General features: G+C 60.0%; 19 protein-coding genes. 5 read left to right on the top strand and 14 right to left on the bottom strand.

Annotated elements, in window-relative coordinates; genetic code table 11:
• Positions 1-15 precede the first annotated feature (15 nt).
• Positions 16-1,356, top strand: a complete 1,341-nt coding sequence (locus MRBLRC7O_RS05690) for an MFS transporter (protein WP_162690820.1) — start codon at positions 16-18, stop codon at positions 1,354-1,356.
• Between the two features lie 60 nt (positions 1,357-1,416).
• On the opposite strand, the gene MRBLRC7O_RS05685 is transcribed toward MRBLRC7O_RS05690, so the two are convergent.
• The 5 genes from MRBLRC7O_RS05685 to cysG form a co-directional block, all read right to left on the bottom strand.
• On the bottom strand, positions 1,417-2,229 hold the full coding sequence (locus tag MRBLRC7O_RS05685; protein WP_003502669.1) for a ferredoxin--NADP reductase: 813 nt from the start codon (positions 2,227-2,229) through the stop codon (positions 1,417-1,419).
• Positions 2,230-2,375: 146 nt separating this feature from the next.
• Positions 2,376-2,882, bottom strand: a complete 507-nt coding sequence (locus MRBLRC7O_RS05680; protein ID WP_003502665.1) for a DUF934 domain-containing protein — start codon at positions 2,880-2,882, stop codon at positions 2,376-2,378.
• A 10-nt stretch (positions 2,883-2,892) separates the two neighbouring features.
• Positions 2,893-4,563, bottom strand: coding sequence for a nitrite/sulfite reductase (locus MRBLRC7O_RS05675; RefSeq protein WP_003502663.1), 1,671 nt, complete (start codon positions 4,561-4,563; stop codon positions 2,893-2,895).
• Positions 4,564-4,571: 8 nt separating this feature from the next.
• Positions 4,572-4,886, bottom strand: a complete 315-nt coding sequence (locus tag MRBLRC7O_RS05670) for a DUF2849 domain-containing protein (RefSeq protein ID WP_003502661.1) — start codon at positions 4,884-4,886, stop codon at positions 4,572-4,574.
• Positions 4,879-6,342: a siroheme synthase CysG gene (gene cysG / locus MRBLRC7O_RS05665; RefSeq protein WP_003502659.1), complete on the bottom strand. Its 1,464-nt coding sequence runs from the start codon at positions 6,340-6,342 to the stop codon at positions 4,879-4,881. The genes MRBLRC7O_RS05670 and cysG overlap by 8 nt, the downstream gene beginning before the upstream one ends.
• Before the next feature lie 218 nt (positions 6,343-6,560).
• On the opposite strand from cysG, the gene MRBLRC7O_RS05660 reads away from it, so the two are divergent.
• Together MRBLRC7O_RS05660 and mazG are read left to right on the top strand one after the other, a co-directional pair.
• Positions 6,561-7,193: a deaminase gene (locus MRBLRC7O_RS05660; RefSeq protein ID WP_373427964.1), complete on the top strand. Its 633-nt coding sequence runs from the start codon at positions 6,561-6,563 to the stop codon at positions 7,191-7,193.
• A 66-nt stretch (positions 7,194-7,259) separates the two neighbouring features.
• A complete protein-coding gene (gene mazG / locus MRBLRC7O_RS05655) occupies positions 7,260-8,105 on the top strand; it encodes a nucleoside triphosphate pyrophosphohydrolase (protein WP_035212512.1) in 846 nt (281 codons plus the stop codon).
• Between the two features lie 87 nt (positions 8,106-8,192).
• Here mazG and hflX read toward each other — a convergent pair whose 3' ends face one another.
• The 8 genes from hflX to dusB form a co-directional block, all read right to left on the bottom strand.
• Complete coding sequence (gene hflX / locus MRBLRC7O_RS05650) at positions 8,193-9,632, bottom strand: GTPase HflX (protein WP_170318977.1); 1,440 nt, start codon at positions 9,630-9,632, stop codon at positions 8,193-8,195.
• Positions 9,633-9,723: 91 nt separating this feature from the next.
• Complete coding sequence (gene hfq, locus MRBLRC7O_RS05645) at positions 9,724-9,966, bottom strand: RNA chaperone Hfq (protein ID WP_003496145.1); 243 nt, start codon at positions 9,964-9,966, stop codon at positions 9,724-9,726.
• A 184-nt stretch (positions 9,967-10,150) separates the two neighbouring features.
• The gene (trkA, locus tag MRBLRC7O_RS05640) at positions 10,151-11,527 is read right to left on the bottom strand and encodes a Trk system potassium transporter TrkA (RefSeq protein WP_003502654.1); all 1,377 of its coding nucleotides are present in this window, start codon (positions 11,525-11,527) and stop codon (positions 10,151-10,153) included.
• Between the two features lie 48 nt (positions 11,528-11,575).
• Entirely contained in the window at positions 11,576-12,940 is a 1,365-nt protein-coding gene (gene ntrX / locus MRBLRC7O_RS05635; protein ID WP_003502628.1) for a nitrogen assimilation response regulator NtrX, read from the bottom strand.
• On the bottom strand, positions 12,930-15,191 hold the full coding sequence (locus MRBLRC7O_RS05630; protein ID WP_003502626.1) for a sensor histidine kinase NtrY-like: 2,262 nt from the start codon (positions 15,189-15,191) through the stop codon (positions 12,930-12,932). The genes ntrX and MRBLRC7O_RS05630 overlap by 11 nt, the downstream gene beginning before the upstream one ends.
• 150 nt (positions 15,192-15,341) lie before the next feature.
• Positions 15,342-16,793, bottom strand: coding sequence for a nitrogen regulation protein NR(I) (gene ntrC, locus MRBLRC7O_RS05625; protein ID WP_003502624.1), 1,452 nt, complete (start codon positions 16,791-16,793; stop codon positions 15,342-15,344).
• A complete protein-coding gene (locus MRBLRC7O_RS05620) occupies positions 16,790-17,938 on the bottom strand; it encodes a two-component system sensor histidine kinase NtrB (RefSeq protein ID WP_003502622.1) in 1,149 nt (382 codons plus the stop codon). Before MRBLRC7O_RS05620 ends, ntrC begins: the two co-directional genes overlap by 4 nt.
• Positions 17,935-18,948, bottom strand: a complete 1,014-nt coding sequence (gene dusB / locus MRBLRC7O_RS05615; protein WP_060724157.1) for a tRNA dihydrouridine synthase DusB — start codon at positions 18,946-18,948, stop codon at positions 17,935-17,937. The genes MRBLRC7O_RS05620 and dusB overlap by 4 nt, the downstream gene beginning before the upstream one ends.
• A 275-nt stretch (positions 18,949-19,223) precedes the next feature.
• Between dusB and MRBLRC7O_RS05610 the strand changes: the two genes are divergently transcribed.
• Positions 19,224-20,411 (top strand): bifunctional 2-C-methyl-D-erythritol 4-phosphate cytidylyltransferase/2-C-methyl-D-erythritol 2,4-cyclodiphosphate synthase, encoded by a 1,188-nt coding sequence (locus tag MRBLRC7O_RS05610; RefSeq protein WP_003502618.1) that lies wholly within the window; start codon positions 19,224-19,226, stop codon positions 20,409-20,411.
• Complete coding sequence (locus MRBLRC7O_RS05605; protein ID WP_003502615.1) at positions 20,408-20,917, top strand: CinA family protein; 510 nt, start codon at positions 20,408-20,410, stop codon at positions 20,915-20,917. Before MRBLRC7O_RS05610 ends, MRBLRC7O_RS05605 begins: the two co-directional genes overlap by 4 nt.
• Here the strand turns inward: MRBLRC7O_RS05605 and MRBLRC7O_RS05600 are convergent.
• Complete coding sequence (locus tag MRBLRC7O_RS05600) at positions 20,899-21,354, bottom strand: type II toxin-antitoxin system RatA family toxin (protein ID WP_003502613.1); 456 nt, start codon at positions 21,352-21,354, stop codon at positions 20,899-20,901. The two genes, MRBLRC7O_RS05605 and MRBLRC7O_RS05600, sit on opposite strands and share 19 nt — an antisense overlap.
• Positions 21,355-21,356: the final 2 nt, after the last annotated feature.

The following is a 21,356-nucleotide window of genomic DNA, read 5'->3' as shown; positions in this document are numbered from 1 at the left end:
CAAACGCGGGCACAGATGTTTCTCGCCAGCCTCGATCAATTTCTGATCACCTCTTGCATATTTTTCGGAGCATATTTCATGACGACTATCGGCGTTTCGGCACCGCGCGGCAGCCTGCCTTCCGGCGGTCTGCCTCGCAGCGGTGGCATTTCAGACCGCACGCTTTTTGCACTTGCAGCACTGAATTTCTTTCTGGCCGATGCCCGCGACGGTCTAGGGCCGTTTCTGGACGCATTTTTAGCGACACAGGGCTGGTCTTCGCTTTCACTCGGGATGATCGCCACGGTCGGCGGTCTCGTCGGTCTGCTTGCCACGCCGCTGTGCGGCGCGCTGGTGGATGGCACGACGTGGAAAAGAACGCTGATTGCCGTTCCCGTCGTTCTCGTGACTGTCGGCGCGCTGATCACGCTGATCTTTCCGGATGTGTGGATCGTCTGGACCGGCCAGATCATGACGGCGGTCGTCGGTGCCGTCGTCGGCCCGGCGCTGGCCGGACTGACGCTTGGCCTCGTCGGTGAACGCCTGTTCTCCCGTCAGATATCGCGAAACGAATTCTGGAACCACGGCGGCAATTTCGCGTCGCTTTTCGCCACTTACATTTCCGTCTCCTTCTTTGGCCTGCATGGCGTCATCGGGCTGATGCTGCTGACTGCGGCCGGCGCGCTTGTTGCGGCAGCAGCCATCGATCCTGACAGGATCGACCACAAGGTTGCGCGCGGCCTTGCCGAAGACAAGGGCGAACCGGGGCCATCCGGCATCAACGTGCTGCTTCACGAACGCGGCCTGATATTCCTCGCCATCATTCTTCTGATCTTCCACTTCGGCAATGCGCCGATGGGACGGCTCATCGCGCAGAATTTCGCCATCGAATTACAGACACCGTTCCGCACGACGGCGATCATTACCGGCGTCGCGCAATTTGCTATGATCTTCGTCGCAGCGATGGCGCCGTGGCTGATCCGTCGCTTCGGTCTTGCGACCGTGTTTCTGATCGCGCTTGCCGCCCTGCCGATCCGCGGCCTGCTTGCCTCTGCCTTCACGGATTTCTGGGTGATCTTTCCGGTGCAGTTGCTAGACGGCATCGGCGCCGGTCTTTTAGGCATCGTGACACCCGTCGCGGCCGAACGCATTCTCAAGGGAACAGGCCGGTTCAATGTCGGGCTTGCAAGCGTCATGATGGTGCAGGGCGTGGGTGCTTCTCTCAGCAACGTCGTTGCCGGCTGGCTGGTCACCAAAGGCGGTTATGCGCTTTCGCATCTGGTCGGCGGCGGCATATCGGCCATCGCTATCGCCCTGTTTTTTATCTACCGAAACGAAATCGCCCCGAAGCAGGACGACGAAGCACTGCCTCAGTAGGCCGTACAAACAAAAAGGAGGCCTTCCGGCCTCCTTCATAAACCTTATCAAATGTCGGCTTTATCCGACGAAAGCGCGCTCGATAACGAACTCAGCGGGCTTGTTATTGGCGCCTTCGTTGAGGCCGGCCTTTTCAAGCAGCTCCTTGGTGTCCTTCAGCATGGCCGAGGAACCGCAGATCATGCCGCGATCGATTGTGGGATCGAGCGCAGGCACACCGAGATCCGCAAACAGCTTGCCGTTCTCGATCAGCGTGGTGATGCGGCCCTTGAAGGGGTAGTCCTCGCGGGTGACGGTGGCGTAATGCTTGAGCTTGTCGCCGACGATCTCGTTCAGGAATTCGTGGTTCCTGATTTCCTCGACCAGATCGAAACCGTATTTCAGCTCGGCCACGTCGCGGCAGGTATGGGTGAGGATGACCTCTTCGAACTTTTCATAGGTATCCGGATCGCGGATCAGGCTTGCGAAAGGCGCAATGCCGGTGCCGGTCGAGAACATATAAAGCCGTCTGCCGGGTGTCAGCGCGTCCAGAACCAGCGTGCCTGTCGGCTTCTTGCGCATCAGAACCGTGTCGCCGGGCTTGATCGCCTGAAGATGCGAGGTCAGCGGGCCATCAGGAACCTTGATCGAGAAGAACTCCAGTTCCTCGTCCCAGGCGGGGCTGGCGATGGAATAGGCGCGGTAGATCGGCTTTTCGCCGACCATCAGGCCGATCATGGCGAATTCGCCGGAACGGAAGCGGAAGCCGGCCGGACGCGTCATGCGGAAACGGAACAGGTGATCCGTATAGTGCTCCACCGACAAAACTGTCTCGGCGTAAACACCATCAGGTATCTTGATCGCGAAATCTTCCGTCTTGGCTGGCGCGTTCATTTCAGGTTCCGTCCATTCATTCGATAAGCGACATTCTTCGACCGGGCAATTATACCATTTTTGCCGCGGTTTGAAGGCATGAGAATATCAATACTGCCATGCGCGCAGAAAATATGCATCTAAAACTCATATTTCCGCGCAACGCGTCATTGGGCCGCACGGCGGCGCCAGCTATAGGCCTCTCCACCTTTGGCCGAAAGGGCCGTCGGCTGGTAATAGACCGGGATTTCCGGCAGGCGATTTTCGGACAGGCGGCGGATCGCCGTCTCGTTCGTCACCGCGAAGCTGGTAAAGCCGGTGCGCAGCATCAGCGGCACCTGGTCGATCAAAACATCGCCAACCGCCCTCACCTCACCGGCAAAATCAAGACGGCTGCGCAGCAACGAGGCATGGCTGAAACCCCGCCCGTCATTGAAGGCCGGGAAGCTGACGGCGACAAGGTCGATGCGGTCGAGATAGGGCTCGAGCCGGGTGACATCGTCGGCAGGCGCAATCAGAACGCCGAGGCCGACATCATTGCTTTCAGCCGCACGGACAAGGAAATCAGCAAGCGACAGCACCGGTTTCTGCTCGGCAGTTGCCTTCACTTCTTCCGTTTCGATCACCCAGGGATCGTTTTCCACGAAGCCGTCGCGGTTCCAGATTTTCGTCATGGCAATCTCCTCAGGCGGCTTCAGCGGCGGAACCGTAGAGCGCATCCTTGAACGGCTGCGGTCCGACGCGGCGATAGGCTTCGAGGAAGGTTTCTTCCTTCGAAAGACGCAAGCCCAGATAGGTGTCGACGATGGTTTCCACCGCGTCGGTCACCTTTTCCGGCTCGAAACCGCGACCGATGATCTCGCCGATCGAGGTATTTTCGTCGCCCGACCCACCAAGCGTGATCTGGTAGAGTTCGGCCCCCTTCTTCTCCACGCCCAGCAGGCCGATATGGCCGACATGGTGGTGGCCGCAGGCATTGATGCAGCCGGAAATCTTGATCTTCAGCTCGCCGATTTCCAACTGACGCTCATGTGCGCCGAAACGGGTGGAGATTTCCTGCGCGAGCGGAATGGAGCGCGCATTGGCAAGCGCGCAATAGTCCAGCCCGGGACAGGCAATGATATCGGTGATCAGCCCGGCATTGGCGGTTGCCAGCCCCGCACCCACCAGCGCGCGATAGACCGGTTCGAGATCGGCCAGCGCCACGTGCGGCAGGATGATGTTCTGCTCGTGGCTGATGCGGATTTCGTCGAAGGCATACTCCGCGGCGATATCGGCGACGAGTTCCATCTGCTCGTCGGTCGCATCGCCGGGGATGCCGCCGATCGGCTTCAGCGAGATCGTCACCATGCCGTAATCGGGATGCTTGTGCGGCTGAACGTTCTGCTCGACGAAACGGGCAAAACCCTCATCCGCCCGCTTCCAGCGCGCCAGGCTTTCCCAGCCTTCAGGGCGATCCTTCAGTGCCGGCGGTGCAAAATAGGCGGTGATTGCCGCGATATCCGCATCCGGCAGCTTCAAATCGGTGTTTTTCAGTTCCGCGAATTCTACCTCGACCTGACGGGCCAGCTCTTCCGCACCCGTCTCGTGCACGAGGATCTTGATACGCGCCTTGTATTTGTTGTCGCGGCGGCCATGCAGGTTATAAACCCGCATGACGGCCGTGGTGTAGGAGAGAAGATCCTCTTCCGGCAGGAAGTCGCGGATCTTCTTGGCGATCATCGGCGTACGGCCCTGCCCGCCGCCGACATAAACGGCAAAACCGATCTCGCCCTTGTCGTTCTTTTTCAGGTGCAGGCCGATATCGTGAACCTGAATGGCGGCGCGGTCGCGCTCGGCACCCGTGACCGCGATCTTGAACTTGCGCGGCAGGAACGAGAATTCCGGATGCACGGAAGACCATTGACGCAGGATTTCCGCATAAGGACGCGGATCGGCGACTTCGTCGGCGGCTGCCCCTGCGAAATGATCGGCGGTGACGTTGCGAATGCAGTTGCCTGAAGTCTGCAGCGCGTGCATTTCCACGCTCGCCAATTCGGACAGGATGTCCGGCGTGTCGGAAAGGCGCGGCCAGTTGTACTGGATGTTCTGGCGGGTGGTGAAGTGGCCATAACCCCGGTCATATTTGCGGGCGATATGGGCCAGCATCCGCATCTGCTTGGAGTTCAGCGTACCGTAGGGAATGGCGACGCGCAGCATGTAGGCATGGAGCTGGAGATAGACGCCGTTCATCAGGCGCAGCGGCTTGAACGCGTCCTCGGCCAGTTCGCCGGACAGCCGGCGCTCTACCTGATCGCGAAACTGTGCCACGCGGCCTTCAACAAATGCGTGATCGAATTCGTCGTAACGGTACATATTCTTCCTCAGACTGCGATAAATGCTGCATCGGCCGGCTTGAAGCCGTTGGCATAGTGCATGGTCGGGCCGGCGGCGCGAATGCGCTCGCGAAGCCGCGTCGGCCAAAGCTTGCCGTTCTCCTCAATGACATCGACGACATTCACGTCAACGACCTTATTGGCGGAAAAATCGCGCTTGCCGATTTCCTCGAACGAGGCAACAGCCTCCGCATGGCGCGCAACGATCGCGCCCTGCAGGTTCTCCGTCCATTCGCCATTGGCGTCGAGCCAGACGGCGATACCATCGCCGAGGCGGTTGGCGGTCAAAACCTTGTCAGCCATTTGCATACTCCCGTTTGAGGTTCGCTGGCTTTGAGCCAAGCGCAAGCGCCTCGGACCTGTCGAAATTGGCGCCCGCCACCGCATCGCCGATGATGACCATGACCGGACCGGTCAGTTCGTCGCGATCTTCGAGGTCGGGCAGATCGTTCAATGTACCATGCAGCAGGCGGCGATCCGCGCGGCTGGCATTTTCGATGACGGCCACCGTCGTTTCCACGCCGAGCCCCGCCTCTATCAGCCGTGTCGCCACCGAAGCGGCAACGCTGCGGCCCATATAGACGGCGATGGTTGCACCCGAGACGGCGAGACGTGCCCAATCGGGCAAGACATCGCCGGTCAGATCGTGGCCGGTGGTGAAAATCAGCGACGAAGCGACACCGCGCAGCGTCAACGGCAATTCGAAATCCGCAGCGGCGGCGAAGGCGGAAGTGATGCCGGGCACGATCTCGTAGCCGATACCGGCATTGCGCAGCGCCGCCATTTCCTCGCCCGCCCGGCCATAGACCAGCGGATCACCGGATTTGAGGCGCACGACACGCTTGCCGTCCTTGCCGAGACGCACCAGCAGGCGGTTGATTTCGTCCTGCGACTTCGTATGGCAGCCCTTGCGCTTGCCGACGGACAGTCTTTCGGCATCGCGGCGGCCCATATCGACGATCGCCTGCGGCACCAGCGCATCATAAACGATGACGTCGGCCTCCATCAGCACTCGCTGCGCGCGCAGCGTCAACAGGTCTTCAGCACCCGGACCGGCGCCGACAAGCCAGACACGACCTTCGCTGCGTTCGGGCGATTGCAGCAGACGGTCAGCGGCATCGCGGGCGGAAAGCGTATCGCCGAGAGCAACGGCATCCGCGACAGCACCGGAAAAGAACCGCCGCCAGAAATTGCGCCGCAAGGCCCCCTTGGGAACATTCTGCTCGGCGGCGTCACGATATTGGACGGCAAGGCGGGCAAGCTTGCCGAGCGACGGCGACAGCATCTGGTCGATACGCGCGCGGATCATCTGGGCAAGAACCGGCCCTGCCCCTTCGGTGCCAATGGCGATGGCGACGGGCGCGCGGGCGACGAGCGCCGGGGTGAAGAAATCGCAAAATTCCGGCTGGTCCACCGCATTGGCGAGGATTTTCTTAGCGCGCGCAGCCGTAACTATCTCGCGGTCCAGCGCCTCGTCCCCGGTGGCGGCAAAAACCAGCGTCGCGCCTTCGATCAACTGGCTGGAGAAACCCAAAGCCCGATGATCAATGCCGTTCTCGCGGAGATAGCGCACAAAATCCGCTTCCGCCTTGTCGGCATAGGCAATGATATGCGCATTGGTATTGGCGAGAAGCCTCACCTTCGCGAACGCTTCATCACCATTACCGAACACAGCGACCTGCCGTCCCTCAACCCGGAAGAAGGCGGGGAAGGTAGAAAGGCGGTCGCCAGCAGCGGAAAAATCATGTTCGTTGTGCATTGGACATATATCTCGCATTGCGGTGCAAGATTGAAGAAACAGAAATTCAAGCCTTTCCGACACCTGGATTTTTATTTCTCGAAGACCCCGGTTTTGGAGGAAAACAAACCGGTAGCCCTTTTTCGCGCCTGCGCAAGGCCTGAGAATCCACTCAGAATCCCTTGACAAAGCGGGTACCCGCGCCGAACAAGGAGCAACGATTACCCGTCGATTTCTCCATGCGAAGACCGCTTTTCCTTGAGGCGGCACGAAGGATCAGACCCTTGACCAGCCACACCCTCGCCGCCCGCCTTCTCGATGTCATCGAACACGATATTCTGCCCTTGACGGCGCGCGGCGTCAGCCTCGGCAACAAGGTCTTCGGTGCGGCTATCCTACGCAAATCCGATCTGTCGCTGGTGATAGCGGAGACCAATAACGAACTGGAAAACCCGCTCTGGCATGGCGAAGTGCACACGCTGAAGCGGTTTTACGAACTGGGCGAAAAGCCGAACACCAAGGACCTGATTTTTCTTTCCACCCACGAACCCTGCACCATGTGCATGTCCGCCATCACCTGGGCCGGCTTCGACAATTTCTATTCCTTTTTCAGCCATGAGGATTCACGCGACGCTTTCGCAATCCCGCACGATCTGAAAATCCTGAAAGAGGTTTTCGGGCTGGAGCCGGGCGGATATCGCCGAAACAATGCCTTCTGGAACTCGTATTTCATCGCCGATCTGGTGGAGGGCGAAGACGATCCGCTGAAAACCACGCTGAAGGCGCAGACGGCCCGTATCAAGGCCGCCTATGACGATCTTTCCACCAGCTATCAGTCGTCAAAAAGCGGCAACGACATTCCGTTGAATTAGAGCCCTTCCAGGCGGTTTTCCGTCAGGATAATGCGCAAAAAAGCGAAGAACGAAGGTTTGAGACATATGGAAGCCTCGAAGGATATTTCCCGCCTGATCGAGATCATGGAAGCCCTGCGCCAGCCGGAAACCGGTTGCCCGTGGGATGTTGTGCAAACCTTCGAGACGATCAAGCCCTATACCATTGAAGAAGCTTATGAAGTCGCCGACGCTATCGAGCGCAAGGACATGGACGATCTTTGCGAGGAACTGGGCGACCTTCTCTTGCAGGTGGTTTTCCACGCCCGCATTGCCGAGGAACGGGGCGAATTCGCCTTTGGCGACGTGGTTGAGGCTGTCACCTCGAAGATGATCCGCCGCCATCCGCATGTCTTTGCCGTTTCCGAGGCCGATACACCTGACAGCGTCAAGCTGCAATGGGACCGGATCAAGGCCGAGGAAAAGCGCGAGCGGGCTGAGCGCCGCGCGCGGCGGGGCATCACCGAGGATTTCAAGGCCGGGTTTCTGGGCGGCGTGCAGCGCAGCCAGCCGGCGCTCACCGAGGCCCTGAAGCTGCAGGAACAGGCCGCGCGCGCCGGTTTCGACTGGTCAGATCCCGCTCCCATTCTCGACAAGATCGAGGAGGAAATCGCCGAATTGCGTGAGGCGCTGGCGGAGGGGAAACCGGAGAAAGTTTCGGACGAACTCGGCGATCTGATCTTTGCCCTCGTCAATATTGGCCGGCATGTCAAAGCCGATCCGGAAGATGCGCTGCGCGGCACCAATACGAAATTCCGTAGGCGTTTCAATCACATCGAAACGTCGCTCACCGAAAATGGCGAGACGCTGGAAGAAGCGAGCCTTGAGCGGATGGAAGACCTGTGGCAGGCGGCAAAACGCATCGAGCGCTCGCTCGATACCGTTTCGTCCTAATCAACCGGATATGCCCGAAAAATAGGAGCGCCCGGCGCTCCCGAGACTGGTGACGTGAGGGAAGCTCCGCCATCGTTCTCGAAGCCCTCAGCGCTCCCAGTCCTCGCGTTCGCGGATGGTAACTTTACCAAGCTTGCGCTCCAGCTCGGCGGCCTGCGTTTCCGACAGGCGCACATCGAGCGCCACCGATCCGTCCTCATGGTCTTCACGGGCATCCACGATGGAATTGCTGTAGACCCAGGAAATCAGCGACAGCTGCTCAACGGAAAGCACGACGGTCGTTTCCGTCAGCACACCGGAGAGGCGCTTTGAAATCTCGTCCATCAGGGCATCAACGCCCTCACCCGTGATTGCCGAAACGGCGCGAATATCCGAGCGGCCTTCGGCGCGCTGCATGATGGCGTCATGCGCTTCCGGCTCGAGACGGTCGACCTTGTTCCAGACCTCGATGATGCGCTTTTCGGCCTCCTTCTCGTCAATGCCGAGATCGCCGAGAATACGTAGCACATCCGCAGACTGTGCGGCATTATCCGGATCGGACATGTCGCGCACATGCAGAACGAGATCGGCTTCCAGCACCTCTTCCAGCGTTGCACGGAAGGCGGCGACGAGATGCGTCGGCAGGTCGGAAATAAAACCGACCGTATCGGAAAGGATGACAGTGCGGCCATGCGGCAGCTTCATCCGGCGCAATGTCGGATCGAGGGTTGCGAACAGCATGTCCTCCGCCAGAACGCCAGCACCGGTGATGCGGTTGAACAGCGTGGATTTACCGGCATTGGTGTAACCGACCAGCGCCACGATCGGATGCGGCACCTTGCGGCGCTTGGCGCGGTGAAGCTGGCGGGTGCGCACCACCTGCTCCAGCTCCTTCTCGAGCTTTACGATGCGATCCTGCAGCAATCGTCTATCGGCCTCGATCTGAGTTTCACCCGGACCACCCATGAAGCCCGCACCACCGCGCTGGCGCTCAAGGTGGGTCCAGCTTCTGACGAGGCGGCCCTTCTGGTAGTTCAGATGCGCGAGATCAACCTGCAACGTGCCTTCCTTGGTGGAGGCGCGGCGGCCGAAGATTTCAAGGATGAGACCCGTGCGGTCGATAACCTTGGCATTCCACTGCTTTTCGAGATTTCGCTGCTGCACCGGGGTCAGCGGATGATCGACGATCACCAGGCCGGAATCCGTCTCATCGAGCAGATGGCCAATTTCCTCGATCTTGCCGGTACCGAACAATGTCGCCGGGCGCGGCTGGTTCACCGAAACGATGAGACCCTGCGTCACCTCCAGATCGATGGCGAGCGCCAGACCCTTGGCTTCCTCAAGCTTGGCTTCAACGGAGCGGCCGGGAGCGACGGGGCCTGCCGCCGCATCGCGATTTTCGCGCTGCTGCTTGAGGACGGGCACGAGGACAACCGCGCGCATGTCGTCGCGGCGCTTTTCCTGCTCCGGAATGATCGATTCGTTCGAAGTGTCGCGCGTCGAAATGGGCTCAGCCTTATCCAGAAAGAAGATTGCGGCCGACCGCATCCGCGCGGGCGGCCATGGGAATTAACCTGACGGAACGGGAAATGTTCCCGGTCCGGGTCAGTCTATATCGAATATCCGTCGAGGGAGCCGATCAGGCCGCGCCTTCTTCGCTTTCGAACATCTGCATCGGCTGGCCGGGCATGATGGTGGAGATCGCATGCTTGTAGACCAGCTGCGAATGACCGTCACGGCGCAAAAGCACGCAGAAATTGTCGAAGGAGGTGACAACGCCCGTCAGCTTGACGCCGTTGATCAGGAAAATCGTGAGCGAAATCTTCTGCTTACGAACGGTATTGAGGAAGAGATCCTGAAGGTTTTGAGAACGTTCCGCCATAGCGCCGCTTCTTTCTTTTTTGCCGGCAGGGATACCGGAAAATAATCAATCAATAATAAGCCGGCCAAGTCTTGTCCCCCGCTTGGCTGACCTCAAACTCTGGTATCAAATCATGTTCCGTTCCGCAACGGTCAAAACAGCCTGACGGGTACGAGTATTGACCCGCATTTTCGATTCGGGACAGTCAAAAATATTGTATCGAAACACGGAAAAGTTGTTCCACGTCGCGCACCGCATCGGCGGATGCAAAGAGCACGACACGGTCCTTCGCCTTGATTTTCGTGCTGCCGTCAGGACGGATCACCACACCGTCGCGATAGATCGCGCCGATGCGCACGCCTTCGGGCATATCGATGTCGCGGAAGGATTGGCCGACCAGCGGCGATGTCTCCAGCGCCTCCGCCTCGATTACCTCCGCCGAACCGCGCTGGACGGCGTAGACAGAGCGGATGCGACCCTTGCGCACGTGCTGAAGCACACGGGAGATCGTCACGGCCCTGGGGTTGATATAGGCATCGAGCCCCAGAGAACGGGCGACATCGTGGAATGACGTGCTGTTCAAGAGCGCCAGATTCGATTTGCAGCCGAGCTGCTTTGCAATGACGGCGGCCAGAATATTGGTCTGGTCATTGTTGGTGAGCGTTACAATCAGGTCGGCGTCCTGAATATCGGCCTGCATCAGGATTTTCTGATCGAGCGCCGAACCATGCATGACGATGGTGTGGCTCAACTGCTCAGATGCGGCAACCGCCCTGTCGCGGTCCGACTCGATGATCTTCACCCGCGTCTTCGGCTGCATCTCCTCGATCTTGTGCGCGACGAAATGGCCGATATTACCGGCACCCGCAATCACGATGCGCTGCGCTTCCTGCTCCTCGTGACCGAAGAGGCTTAAGGTACGGCGGGCGTGCTGGCGCTGGCAGATGACATAGGCAAGGTCGCCCACCCGCAACTGTTCCGAAGAATGCGCCACCTTGAGGATACCATCCCGGTAAACGCCAACCACCGTGGCGATGAGGTCGGGAAAGAGGCTGGAGAGTTGCTGCAGCGGTGTGTTGATGACAGGGCAATCTTCCATGCACTCGATGGCCAGCATGTAGATCGTATCTTCCGCGAACCGCACAACGTCGGTTGCGCCCGGAAAAGCGATACGCCGCAGTACCATCTTGCCGACTTCAACTTCCGGAGAAATCGTCACATCGATGGACATGTTCTCGCGGCTGAAGAGATCGGCATATTCCGGCTTCAGATAGCTCTGGTCGCGGATGCGGGCGATCTTGGTCGGCACGCTGAAGAGCGCATGCGCCACCTCACAGGCGACGATATTGATCTCGTCATGCAGCGTAACGGCGATGATCATGTCGGCCTGGTCGGCACCGGCCTTGGCCAGCATGTCGGGATGGGCGCCATGGCCGACATAACCGCGCACGTCCAACGTCTCGGTTATGGCGGTAATAAGCGGCGCAGCGGTATCGATGACAGATACCTCATTATCCTCCCGCGACAATTGTTCGGCGATGCCGTAACCCACCTGCCCTGCGCCGCAAATGATGACTTTCATGCTGTCTCTCTGACGGAATAATCGGTTACGGCAAAGCGCCTAGATTCCTTATACGCCGAGAGATTTCAGTTTGCGATGCAGCGCCGACCGTTCCATGCCGACAAATTCCGCCGTGCGCGAAATATTGCCGCCGAAGCGGTTGATCTGGGCCATCAGGTAGTCCCGCTCGAACATTTCACGCGCTTCGCGCAGCGGCAGGGTCATGATGTGCTGATCGCCCTGCGCCGAAATCTTCGGCAGCATGTCGCCAATATCCGCCGGCAGCATGTCGGCCGAGATCGGCGCTTCGCCGCCTTCGGGACGTGCCAGAATCATCAGCCGCTCGATATTGTTGCGGAGCTGGCGGATGTTGCCCGGCCAGTCATGGGTCTGGAGAACGGCCATGGCGTCATCCCCGATCTTGCGCGGACGGATGCCAGCCTGTTCGGAAATCTGCCGCATGAACATGTCTACGAGGAAGGGGATATCTTCGCGCCGTTCCGAAAGCGCCGGCACCTTCACCGGCACCACGGCGAGGCGATGATAGAGGTCCTCGCGGAACTGGCCTTCGGCGATCAGGCTTTCGAGATGGTGGGCGGTCGAGGAAATGATGCGCACATCCACCTTCACCCGCTTGCCGCCGCCGACACGTTCGAATTGCTGGTCGACCAGCACGCGCAGGATTTTGTTCTGCGTCTCGCGCGGCATTTCGCCGACTTCGTCGAGATAAAGCACGCCGCGATGGGCTTCTTCCAAGGCGCCTACCTTGCGTGGCTGTCCGGGCAGGCCTTCCGTGCCGAAAAGCGCGATTTCCATGCGGTCGGGCGTGATCGTCGCGGCATTGAGCGCCACGAAAGGTCCCGTGGCGCGTGAGGATTTCTTGTGCACCATGCGCGCCACCAGCTCCTTGCCGGAACCGGAGGGGCCAAGGATCATGATGCGGCTGTTGGTGGGGGCCACCCTGTCAATGGTCTGGCGAAGCTGCGACACCGCAAGTGATGCGCCAACGAGTTCAACCGCGTCACCGGTGCGCTTCTTGAGTTCCTGAACCTCGCGCTTCAGCTTGGAGTTTTCCAGCGCCCGCTCGGCGATCAGGATCAGCCGGTCGGCCTTGAACGGCTTTTCGATAAAGTCGAAAGCGCCACGCTTGATGGCGTTGACGGCGGTTTCGATATTGCCGTGACCGGAAATCATGACGACAGGAATCTCGGGATGGCGGCTCTTGATTTCGTCCAGCAGCGCCAGACCGTCGAGCTTCGAACCCTGCATCCAGATATCGAGAAAGATCAGGCGCGGCACCCGTTCCGAAATGGCGGCCAGCGCGCTGTCGCTGTCGAACGCCATGCGGGTCTCGTGTCCCTCGTCGGAAAGAATGCCCGCTACGATTTCGCGAATGTCCGCCTCGTCATCCACGACCAGAATATCAGACGCCATATGCTGCTTCCTTGTTATTTTCGCTGCCGACCGCCTCGATATAGGGCAGCAGCACTCGGATCATGGCGCCATGGCCATGGTCGAATTCGGCCGGGGCATCATGGAGCTCCAGATACCCGCCATGTTCTTCGATGATTTTCTTGACGATGGCGAGGCCGAGGCCTGTGCCCTTGTCCCGCATCGTCATATAGGGTTCGAGAATGCGGTGACGGTTCTCGACGGGAAGGCCGCGGCCATTGTCGATGATGTCGGCCACGAAACGGGAATTGGCCTCGTCGAAGGAGGCGCGCACCAGGATTTTACCCGGACGCTTTTCGCCTTCCACCGCCTCGATGGCTTCCGTCGCATTCTTGATGAGATTGCCGAACGCCTGTCCCAGCATGCGGGCATCGAACATGCCCTCCAGCGGGATGTCGCCCAGTTCCGTTGAGAATTTCGTGTCGGCGGCGCTGATTTCGCGCAGGAACGCCGCGTCCTTCAAAATCGAACGCAGGTCCGATTTTTCCTTCGTCGGTTTGGGCATACGCGCAAAAGCGGAGAATTCATCCACCATCCGGCCGATATCACCGACCTGCCGGACGATGGTGTCCGTACACTGGTCGAAAATGGCGCGGTCGCTCTCATCGATCTGCTTGCCGAAACGGCGCTTGATGCGCTCGGCGGAAAGCTGGATCGGCGTCAGCGGGTTCTTGATCTCGTGGGCGATGCGCCGCGCGACGTCGGACCATGCGGTCGAGCGCTGGGCGATGACAAGATCGGTGATGTCGTCGAGCGTGATGACGTAGCTGTCGCGGCTGTCGCGGGCGTCCTCGCGGGTCACCTGCACATTGAGGGTACGCTCCTTACCGCGCCGCATGATATTGATCTGCTTGCGGAAGTTGCCGCGCGACCAGGTGTTGGCCTCGGTCACGACCTCTTCGATTTCAGGCGCAATCTCCGACAGTTGCGCACCGATCAACTGGTCGGACGAAAGCGCCACGAATTCTTCTGCCGAAGGATTGACGATGGTGATCTTGCGGTTCTCGTCAACGCCGATGACGGCGGCTGTAACGCCCGACAGCACCGCCTCGATGAAGCGGCGGCGATCGTCGATATCGTCTTTCGCCTCGATGATCTGTTCCTGCTGGCTGCGCAGTTCCGAGACCATCTTGTTGAAGGTGCGCGACAGACGCCCGACGTCGCCATCAACGGCGCGCACGGGCACCAGCACATGCATGTTGCCGGTGGCGACACTGTCTGCGGCGCTGATGAGAAGGCGGATCGGGCGCACGATACGGTCGGCGACCGCGATCGCCGTCCAGATCGCCGCCAGAAGCACGATCAGCGCAAAACCGAGATAGAGGATCGCAAAGGCGATCTGCAGCGGCGCACGGCCTGCCTCCATCGCCTTGTATTCGGCGCGGTTCTCTTCCATCAGCCGCATTGCGCCCATGACCTTGGGATCGACGGCGCGTACCGTGTAAAGGAAGGTTCCGCTAATGCCTTCGAGCTTGATAATCGCGCCAACGAGGTTGGTGATGCCAGGCGGGATCAACGTCGGCTGACCGGCGGCGGCCTTTTCAAGCGCGTCATGCGGAATGGCGGGAAGCGGTTTTTCCGTCTTGATATCGGCCTGCGCGACGGCGTCGCCATCCTCCTGCACGAGAAATGCGCCAAGCAGGCCGCGTCCCTTGGCCTGACGGGTCATGAGATCAACGAAGCCGGTGCGGTCTAGATAAAAAAGCGCGCGGTTGCGGTCGAGGTCGGTGGCCATCGACAGGGTCTGACCCTGAAGATAACCGGCATTTTCCATCATATAGGCTTGGGCGATGTTGCTCGACGAATCGACGATCGACTGCGTGCGCAGCGAAAACCAGCGGTCGAGACCGACATTCAGCGTCAGGCTGGCGAAGATGGCGACAAGCACGGCGGGCGTGATCGCCACGATGGAGAAAAGCACGACGATGCGCACGTGCAGACGCGCCGCCGCCCTGCCCTTTTTCCGGGCTTTCAGCAGGCGGTTGATTTCGCGGCCGATCAGAAAGATCAGGCCGATCACGAAGATAGAATTGATGACGACGGAAGCGATGACGACGTTGGATGTCGGCGCAATCGGGGTCACGCCGAGCAGCACGAAGAGGGTAATGATGGCGCAGACGAGGGCGACGCCGGCGAGCACCAGCCCCGGCAGAGCGAAAGACATCCTGCGATCGGCAACCACCATGCCCGCTGCTTCGTCAGCAACGGCGTTTTCGGCGGCGGGTTTCCGCATCAACTACTCCCAATCGCTGGCCAGCCAGCACCACATTCCTAAAGTCAGGCAAGATTCACCGCAGTTCGACGAATCTCTCTCCCTCCTAGTGTTTTCCAAGCAACACAATGTGGCGAAAATGCAACGACAGATGCGGCCTTGTCAACATTCTCAGCTGGGGCGGGAGCTGCGATACACGGAAACTCCAAGCTCGCGGATTTTCTTGCGCAGCGTATTACGGTTGAGGCCAAGAAGATCAGCAGCCTTGATCTGGTTGCCGCGTGTCGCCGTCAAGGCGGCGAGAATCAGCGGATATTCCAGTTCGCGCAGCACGCGGTCGTAAAGACCCGGCGGCGGCAAGCCATCACCAAAGCTTGAGAAATAATCCCGCATGTTTTCCTCGACCGCCTGCGAAATGGTGAGTGAGCCGGTGCGGACCGCCATCTTGTCGAGCGGGCTGTCCGGGACATCCGACTGCAGTTCCTGCTCGATGATTTCGCGGGTGATGACTTCCTGCGGATAAAGCGCCATCAGCCGGCGGATCAGGTTTTCCAGCTCGCGCACGTTGCCCGGCCAGGCATAGGCCTTCATGACTTCCAGCGCCTCGGTCTCGAAACGCTTGCCTTCCAGACCTTCCTTTTCACCCTGCTGGATGAAATGGCGCACGAGATCGGGAATATCCTCGGCGCGGTCACGCAGCGGCGGCAGCCGAAGCGGCACGACGTTGAGGCGATAATAGAGGTCCTCGCGGAAGAGGCCCTGATTGATCGACTGCTTCAGATCCTTGTTGGTGGCGGCAACGATGCGAACATCGGTCCGGATCGGCGTGCGCCCGCCGACCGTCGTATATTCGCCCTGCTGCAACACGCGCAGCAGGCGTGTCTGGGCATCCATCGGCATATCGCCGATTTCATCGAGGAACAGCGTACCACCTTCGGCCTGTTCGAAACGGCCGGTCGAGCGGTTCTGCGCACCAGTGAAGGCGCCCTTCTCATGGCCGAAAAGTTCGGATTCGATCAGGTCGCGCGGGATTGCCGCCATGTTGATGGCGACGAAGGGACCATTGCGGCGCTTGCCGTAATCATGCAGCGCCCGCGCCACCAGCTCCTTGCCGGTGCCGGATTCGCCGGTGATCATCAGCGTCAGGTCGGTCTGCATCAGGCGGGCGAGAACGCGGTAGATTTCCTGCATCGCCGCGGAACGGCCAACGAGCGGCATGCCGTCCTGCATGTCGTCATCAAGCTTGGCCGGCTTGCGCTTCGGCTCAGACAGGGCGCGGCCGATGATCGCGATCAGTTCCGTCAGGTCGAAGGGCTTCGGCAGATAGTCGTAAGCGCCTTTTTCCGAGGCCTTGATGGCGGTCATGAAGGTGTTCTGCGCGCTCATGACAAGAACCGGCAGGTCCGGGCGGGCCTTCTTGATGCGAGGCAGAAGATCGAAGGCGTTTTCATCCGGCATCACGACATCGGTAACGACCAGATCGCCCTCGCCTGCCGAAACCCAGCGCCAGAGCGTTGCGGCATTGGAGGTGATGCGCACGTCGTAACCGGCGCGGCTCAGCGCCTGGTTCAGAACGGTGCGGATTGCGGCATCATCATCGGCGACGAGGATCGTAGCTGTCATAGGTCATTTCCTGTCGTGTTCGGCAAGGTGATGTCGTCAAGCGCCACTTCCGGCGAGACGGGCATCAATACGCGGAAAGTCGTGCGATGGTTCTGGCTGTCGCATTCGACAATGCCGCCATGGGCGCCGATGAGTTTGGCGACAAGCGCCAGGCCCAGGCCCGAACCATTCGTCTTGGTGGTGATGAAGGGGTCGAAGAGATGCGGCAGCAGATCGGCCGGAACGCCCGGGCCATTGTCATGCACGCAGAATTCGAGCGGCAGCGAGATGCGCTCGCGGCTGCCGGCGACGGAAAGCCGCATGCCGGGACGGTAGGCGGTGGTCAGCAATATCTCGCCATCCGACTGGTTGCCCACGGCTTCCGCCGCATTCTTCACCAGATTGAGGAAGACCTGAACCAGCTGGTCGCGATTGGCATAGACCGGCGGCAGCGACGGGTCATAGTTCTCGGAAATCTTGATATTGCGGGCAAAACCGGCCTTGGCGATTGCCTTCACATGATCGAGCACGGAATGGATGTTGACCGGTACGCGATCTACCGGCCGCTCGTCGGAAAACACCTCCATGCGGTCGACCAGCGAAACGATGCGGTCGGTCTCATCGCAGATCAGCCGCGTCAGCGCCCGGTCCTCATCGGCAACCGATGTCTCCAGAAGCTGGGCAGCGCCGCGAATGCCTGACAGCGGGTTCTTAATCTCATGCGCGAGCATCGAGGCAAGGCCGGTTACGGAACGGGCAGCCGCGCGATGGGTCAATTGCCGGTCGATCTTGTCGGCCATCGACCGCTCCTGAAAGACGACAACAACCGAACCCGGCTCGCTGACAACGGGCGCCACATAGAGATCGACGAGCTTGTCCTGTCCAAGCCGTGGCGAACTCAGATCGACGCGATATTCATTGACCGGCGCGCGGCGCTCCCGCACCTGATCGATCAACGCCAGAAGCGGGCTGCCGAAGGGAATAAAGGTGGAAACGCGGTAACGGGCGAGATGGGAGGCGCTTGCCCCGAAAAAGGCCTCGGCTTCCCAATTGGCGAATGCAATGAAACCTTCGGCATCCACCAGAATGACGGGGTTCTGCACCGCGTTCAGAACCGCCATGGCGAGCGGGTTTGCATCTGCCGGGCTGTGTTTGTCAGCGCTCATGCGGCCTTCCTTGCGGCTTCGCCCGCATTTTTGCAAAAGGCGGAGCGCAGCAGATCGGCCACCTCCACCGTGTCACGCGATGTCATGATTTGAGCCTTGTCGGGCGTGGCGATCTCTGGCGCGAAACGGTCGAGATACCAGCCCAGATGTTTGCGGGCATGCCGGAGACCGGCTTCCCTTCCGTAAAATTCCAGCATCATCTCGTAATGCTCGATGGCAATGGCGGGAATATCGTCGCGGTGCGGCGCTGCATGTCCGGCGAGCACTGCCGGCAGCCAGGGTTGCCCCTGTGCGCCGCGCCCGACCATGACGGCATCCGCACCCGATCGGCGCAGGATTTCGCGCACATCATCGGCCGTTTCCACATCGCCATTGGCGATGAGAGGCACGGAAATCACCTCGCGCACGGCGCGGATGGCGTTCCAGTCCGCTCGTCCCTCGTAAAACTGCATGCGGGTGCGCCCGTGAATGGTGATGAGCTGAACACCTGCCGCCTCGGCGCGGCGGGCGATATCAGGCGCATTGATGGTGTTTTCGTCCCAGCCGAGCCGCATCTTCAGCGTCACAGGCACGTCGACCGCATTGACCGTCGCCTCGATCAGCGAGAGCGCATGATCGGGATCGCGCATCAGCGCCGAGCCGGAATAACCGCCCGTTACCTTCTTGGCCGGGCATCCCATATTGATATCGATGATGCCGGCGCCGTTATCGGCCGCGATCTTCGCCGCCTCGGCCATGAAATACGCCTCACGCCCGGCAAGCTGCACCATATGCGGAACCATGCCTGCATTTTTCAGCCGCGCCCAGGATTCCCCCCTGTTAGCGACGAGCTCGCGGCTTGCGACCATCTCCGTTACAACGAGACCCGCACCATAACGCCAGGCAAGCTGCCGAAACGGCAGATCCGTCACGCCCGACATGGGCGCCAGCACGGCACGATTACGGATCGTAACTGAGCCGATGCTGAACGGTTCTGACAACTCCGGAAGATGCAATTGATGATCTTTCATGCAGAAGGGTTATTTGCATTATTTTTAGACAGTGTTTGCGCGGTTGCCAAGCACTTTTAGAGGGTTGCACCTTTTATTTGCTGGGCGACTGCCTGCCTGTTTTGCTGTCGGCAGCAATTTGTGCAGGTTGGAAGGCCAATGACGACCGATCCTGCGACATGCAGGGGCGAATGCGCGTCTTATCGGGCTGGCCATCCGGGTTTTGAAACGCTAGAGCAGGACTGTCAACCGCTAAGGGTTGCGCGCAAAGCATATGACCAATGCAGGAAAGTACTATGAAACTCGGCATCGTCATCGTCGCCGCGGGACGCGGTGAAAGGGCAGGCTCGCCACAGGAAGGGCCGAAGCAATATCGCCCGATCGGCGGAAGGGCCGTGATCGAGCATACATTGGCGACGTTCCTCGGCTGGAATGGCGCCTCCCCCATCGTGGTCGTCAGCCATGCCGACGATAAAGCACTGCTGTCACCAGTCCTGCAGCGACTGGATGCGGGTGAGCGGATTGTCACCGTAACAGGCGGCGCGACGCGCCAGCAATCGGTGCTGGCCGGGCTGGAGGCGCTCGCCTCGGAAGAGCTGACGCATGTTATGATCCATGACGCCGTGCGGCCTTTCGTCGCCGTGGACATGCTGGAACGCATCATCGCCCTGCATCAGGCTGGCGCCACCGGCGTTCTGCCTGCCCTGCCCGTCACCGATACACTGAAGCGCGGCTCTGACGACCTCGTCGTACAGACAGTTTCCCGGCAGGGTCTTTATGCGGCGCAGACACCGCAGAGCTTCAATTACGGTGATATTCTTCGCGCGCATCGCGCTGCTGCTGCTTCCGGCAAAACGGATTTCACCGATGACGCATCCATCGCCGAATGGGCCGGGCTGACGGTGACGCTGACTGAAGGTTCGGTCGACAACGTAAAACTCACTCTCAAGCGGGATATCGCCATGGCCGATGAAAAGCTCTCTCACGGATTGCCCGACGTGCGCACCGGCAATGGTTACGACGTGCATCAGCTGGAGGCCGGGGATGGCGTCACCCTCTGCGGCATCTTCATCGAGCATGACCAGAGACTGAAAGGTCATTCGGATGCCGATGTGGCGCTGCATGCGCTGACCGATGCGCTGCTCGCCACCTGCGGCGCCGGCGATATCGGCGACCATTTCCCGCCCTCGGATCCGCAATGGAAGGGTGCGGCCTCCCGTATCTTCCTCGAACACGCGGCCAAGGTGGTGCGTGACAATGGCGGCACGATCATGAATGCCGACGTTTCGCTGATCGCCGAAGCGCCACGCATCGGTCCGCACCGCCAGGCCATGCGGGAAGCGCTTTCGGACATGCTCGGCATCGCGCTGGAGCGCTGCTCGGTGAAAGCGACGACCAACGAGACGATTGGCTTCGTCGGCCGCCGGGAGGGCATTGCGGCGATCGCCACCGCCACCGTCGTCTACCGGGGCAGACCGCTATGAACCTTTTTTCCGCTGACATAGAAGAACTGGCGCGGCGGATCATCGCCGATTTCACCGCCCGCGGTTTCATGCTCTCGACAGCCGAGAGCTGCACGGGCGGCCTGATCGCCGGCGCGCTGACAGAGATTGCCGGCTCCTCCGCCGTCGTGGACCGTGGTTTCGTTACCTATACCAATGAAGCCAAGATGGACATGCTGGGAGTTGGCGTCGAGACACTGGCGAATTTCGGCGCGGTCTCCCGGCAGACGGCGCGGCAGATGGCGCATGGCGCCCTGTTCCGTTCACGGGCGGATTTTGCCGTGGCTGTAACCGGCATTGCAGGCCCGAGTGGCGGCTCTTCGGAAAAACCGGTGGGATTGGTGCATCTGGCGGCCAAGGCGCGCAATGGCCAGAGCCTGCACAAAGAGATGCATTACGGCGACATTGGTCGCACCGAAATCCGTCTTGCGACGGTTAAGACAGCGCTCGAAATGCTGACCGCACTTAGTCAGGCCGGGTCGGCATAAATCTTGTCGGCGCGGGTCTCGAAGGCTTCCGCGAACATGCGGAACGCCCGGTCGAACATCGACCCCATGACCGCGCCGAGCAGTCTGTTCTTGAATTCATAGTCGATAAAGAAATGAATGGCTGAGCCGCCCTCGTCCGAGACCTCAAAACGCCAGCGATTTTCGAGATATTTGAATGGTCCGTCGATATATTTCACATCGATGGCGCGTTCGGCGGGATTCAGCAGCACCTGGGTGGTGAAGGTCTCACGAATGGCCTTGTAACCCACCGTCATGTCAGCCACCAGCAGCATCTTGCCGTCGCGTTCCTTGCGCGAGCGGACCGTGAGCGCCTCGCAAAGGGGAAGAAACTGCGGATATTTCTCCACATCGGCGACGAGGTCGTACATGCGGTCGGGCGAGTGTTTGACAAGGCGATGCGTTTCGAACTGTGGCATGA

This window comes from Agrobacterium radiobacter (genome assembly GCF_040801995.1).
GTDB classification, from domain to species: domain Bacteria; phylum Pseudomonadota; class Alphaproteobacteria; order Rhizobiales; family Rhizobiaceae; genus Agrobacterium; species Agrobacterium radiobacter.
The sequence above is the reverse complement of the archived record's forward strand: the minus strand, read 5'-3'. Positions and strand labels throughout refer to the sequence as shown.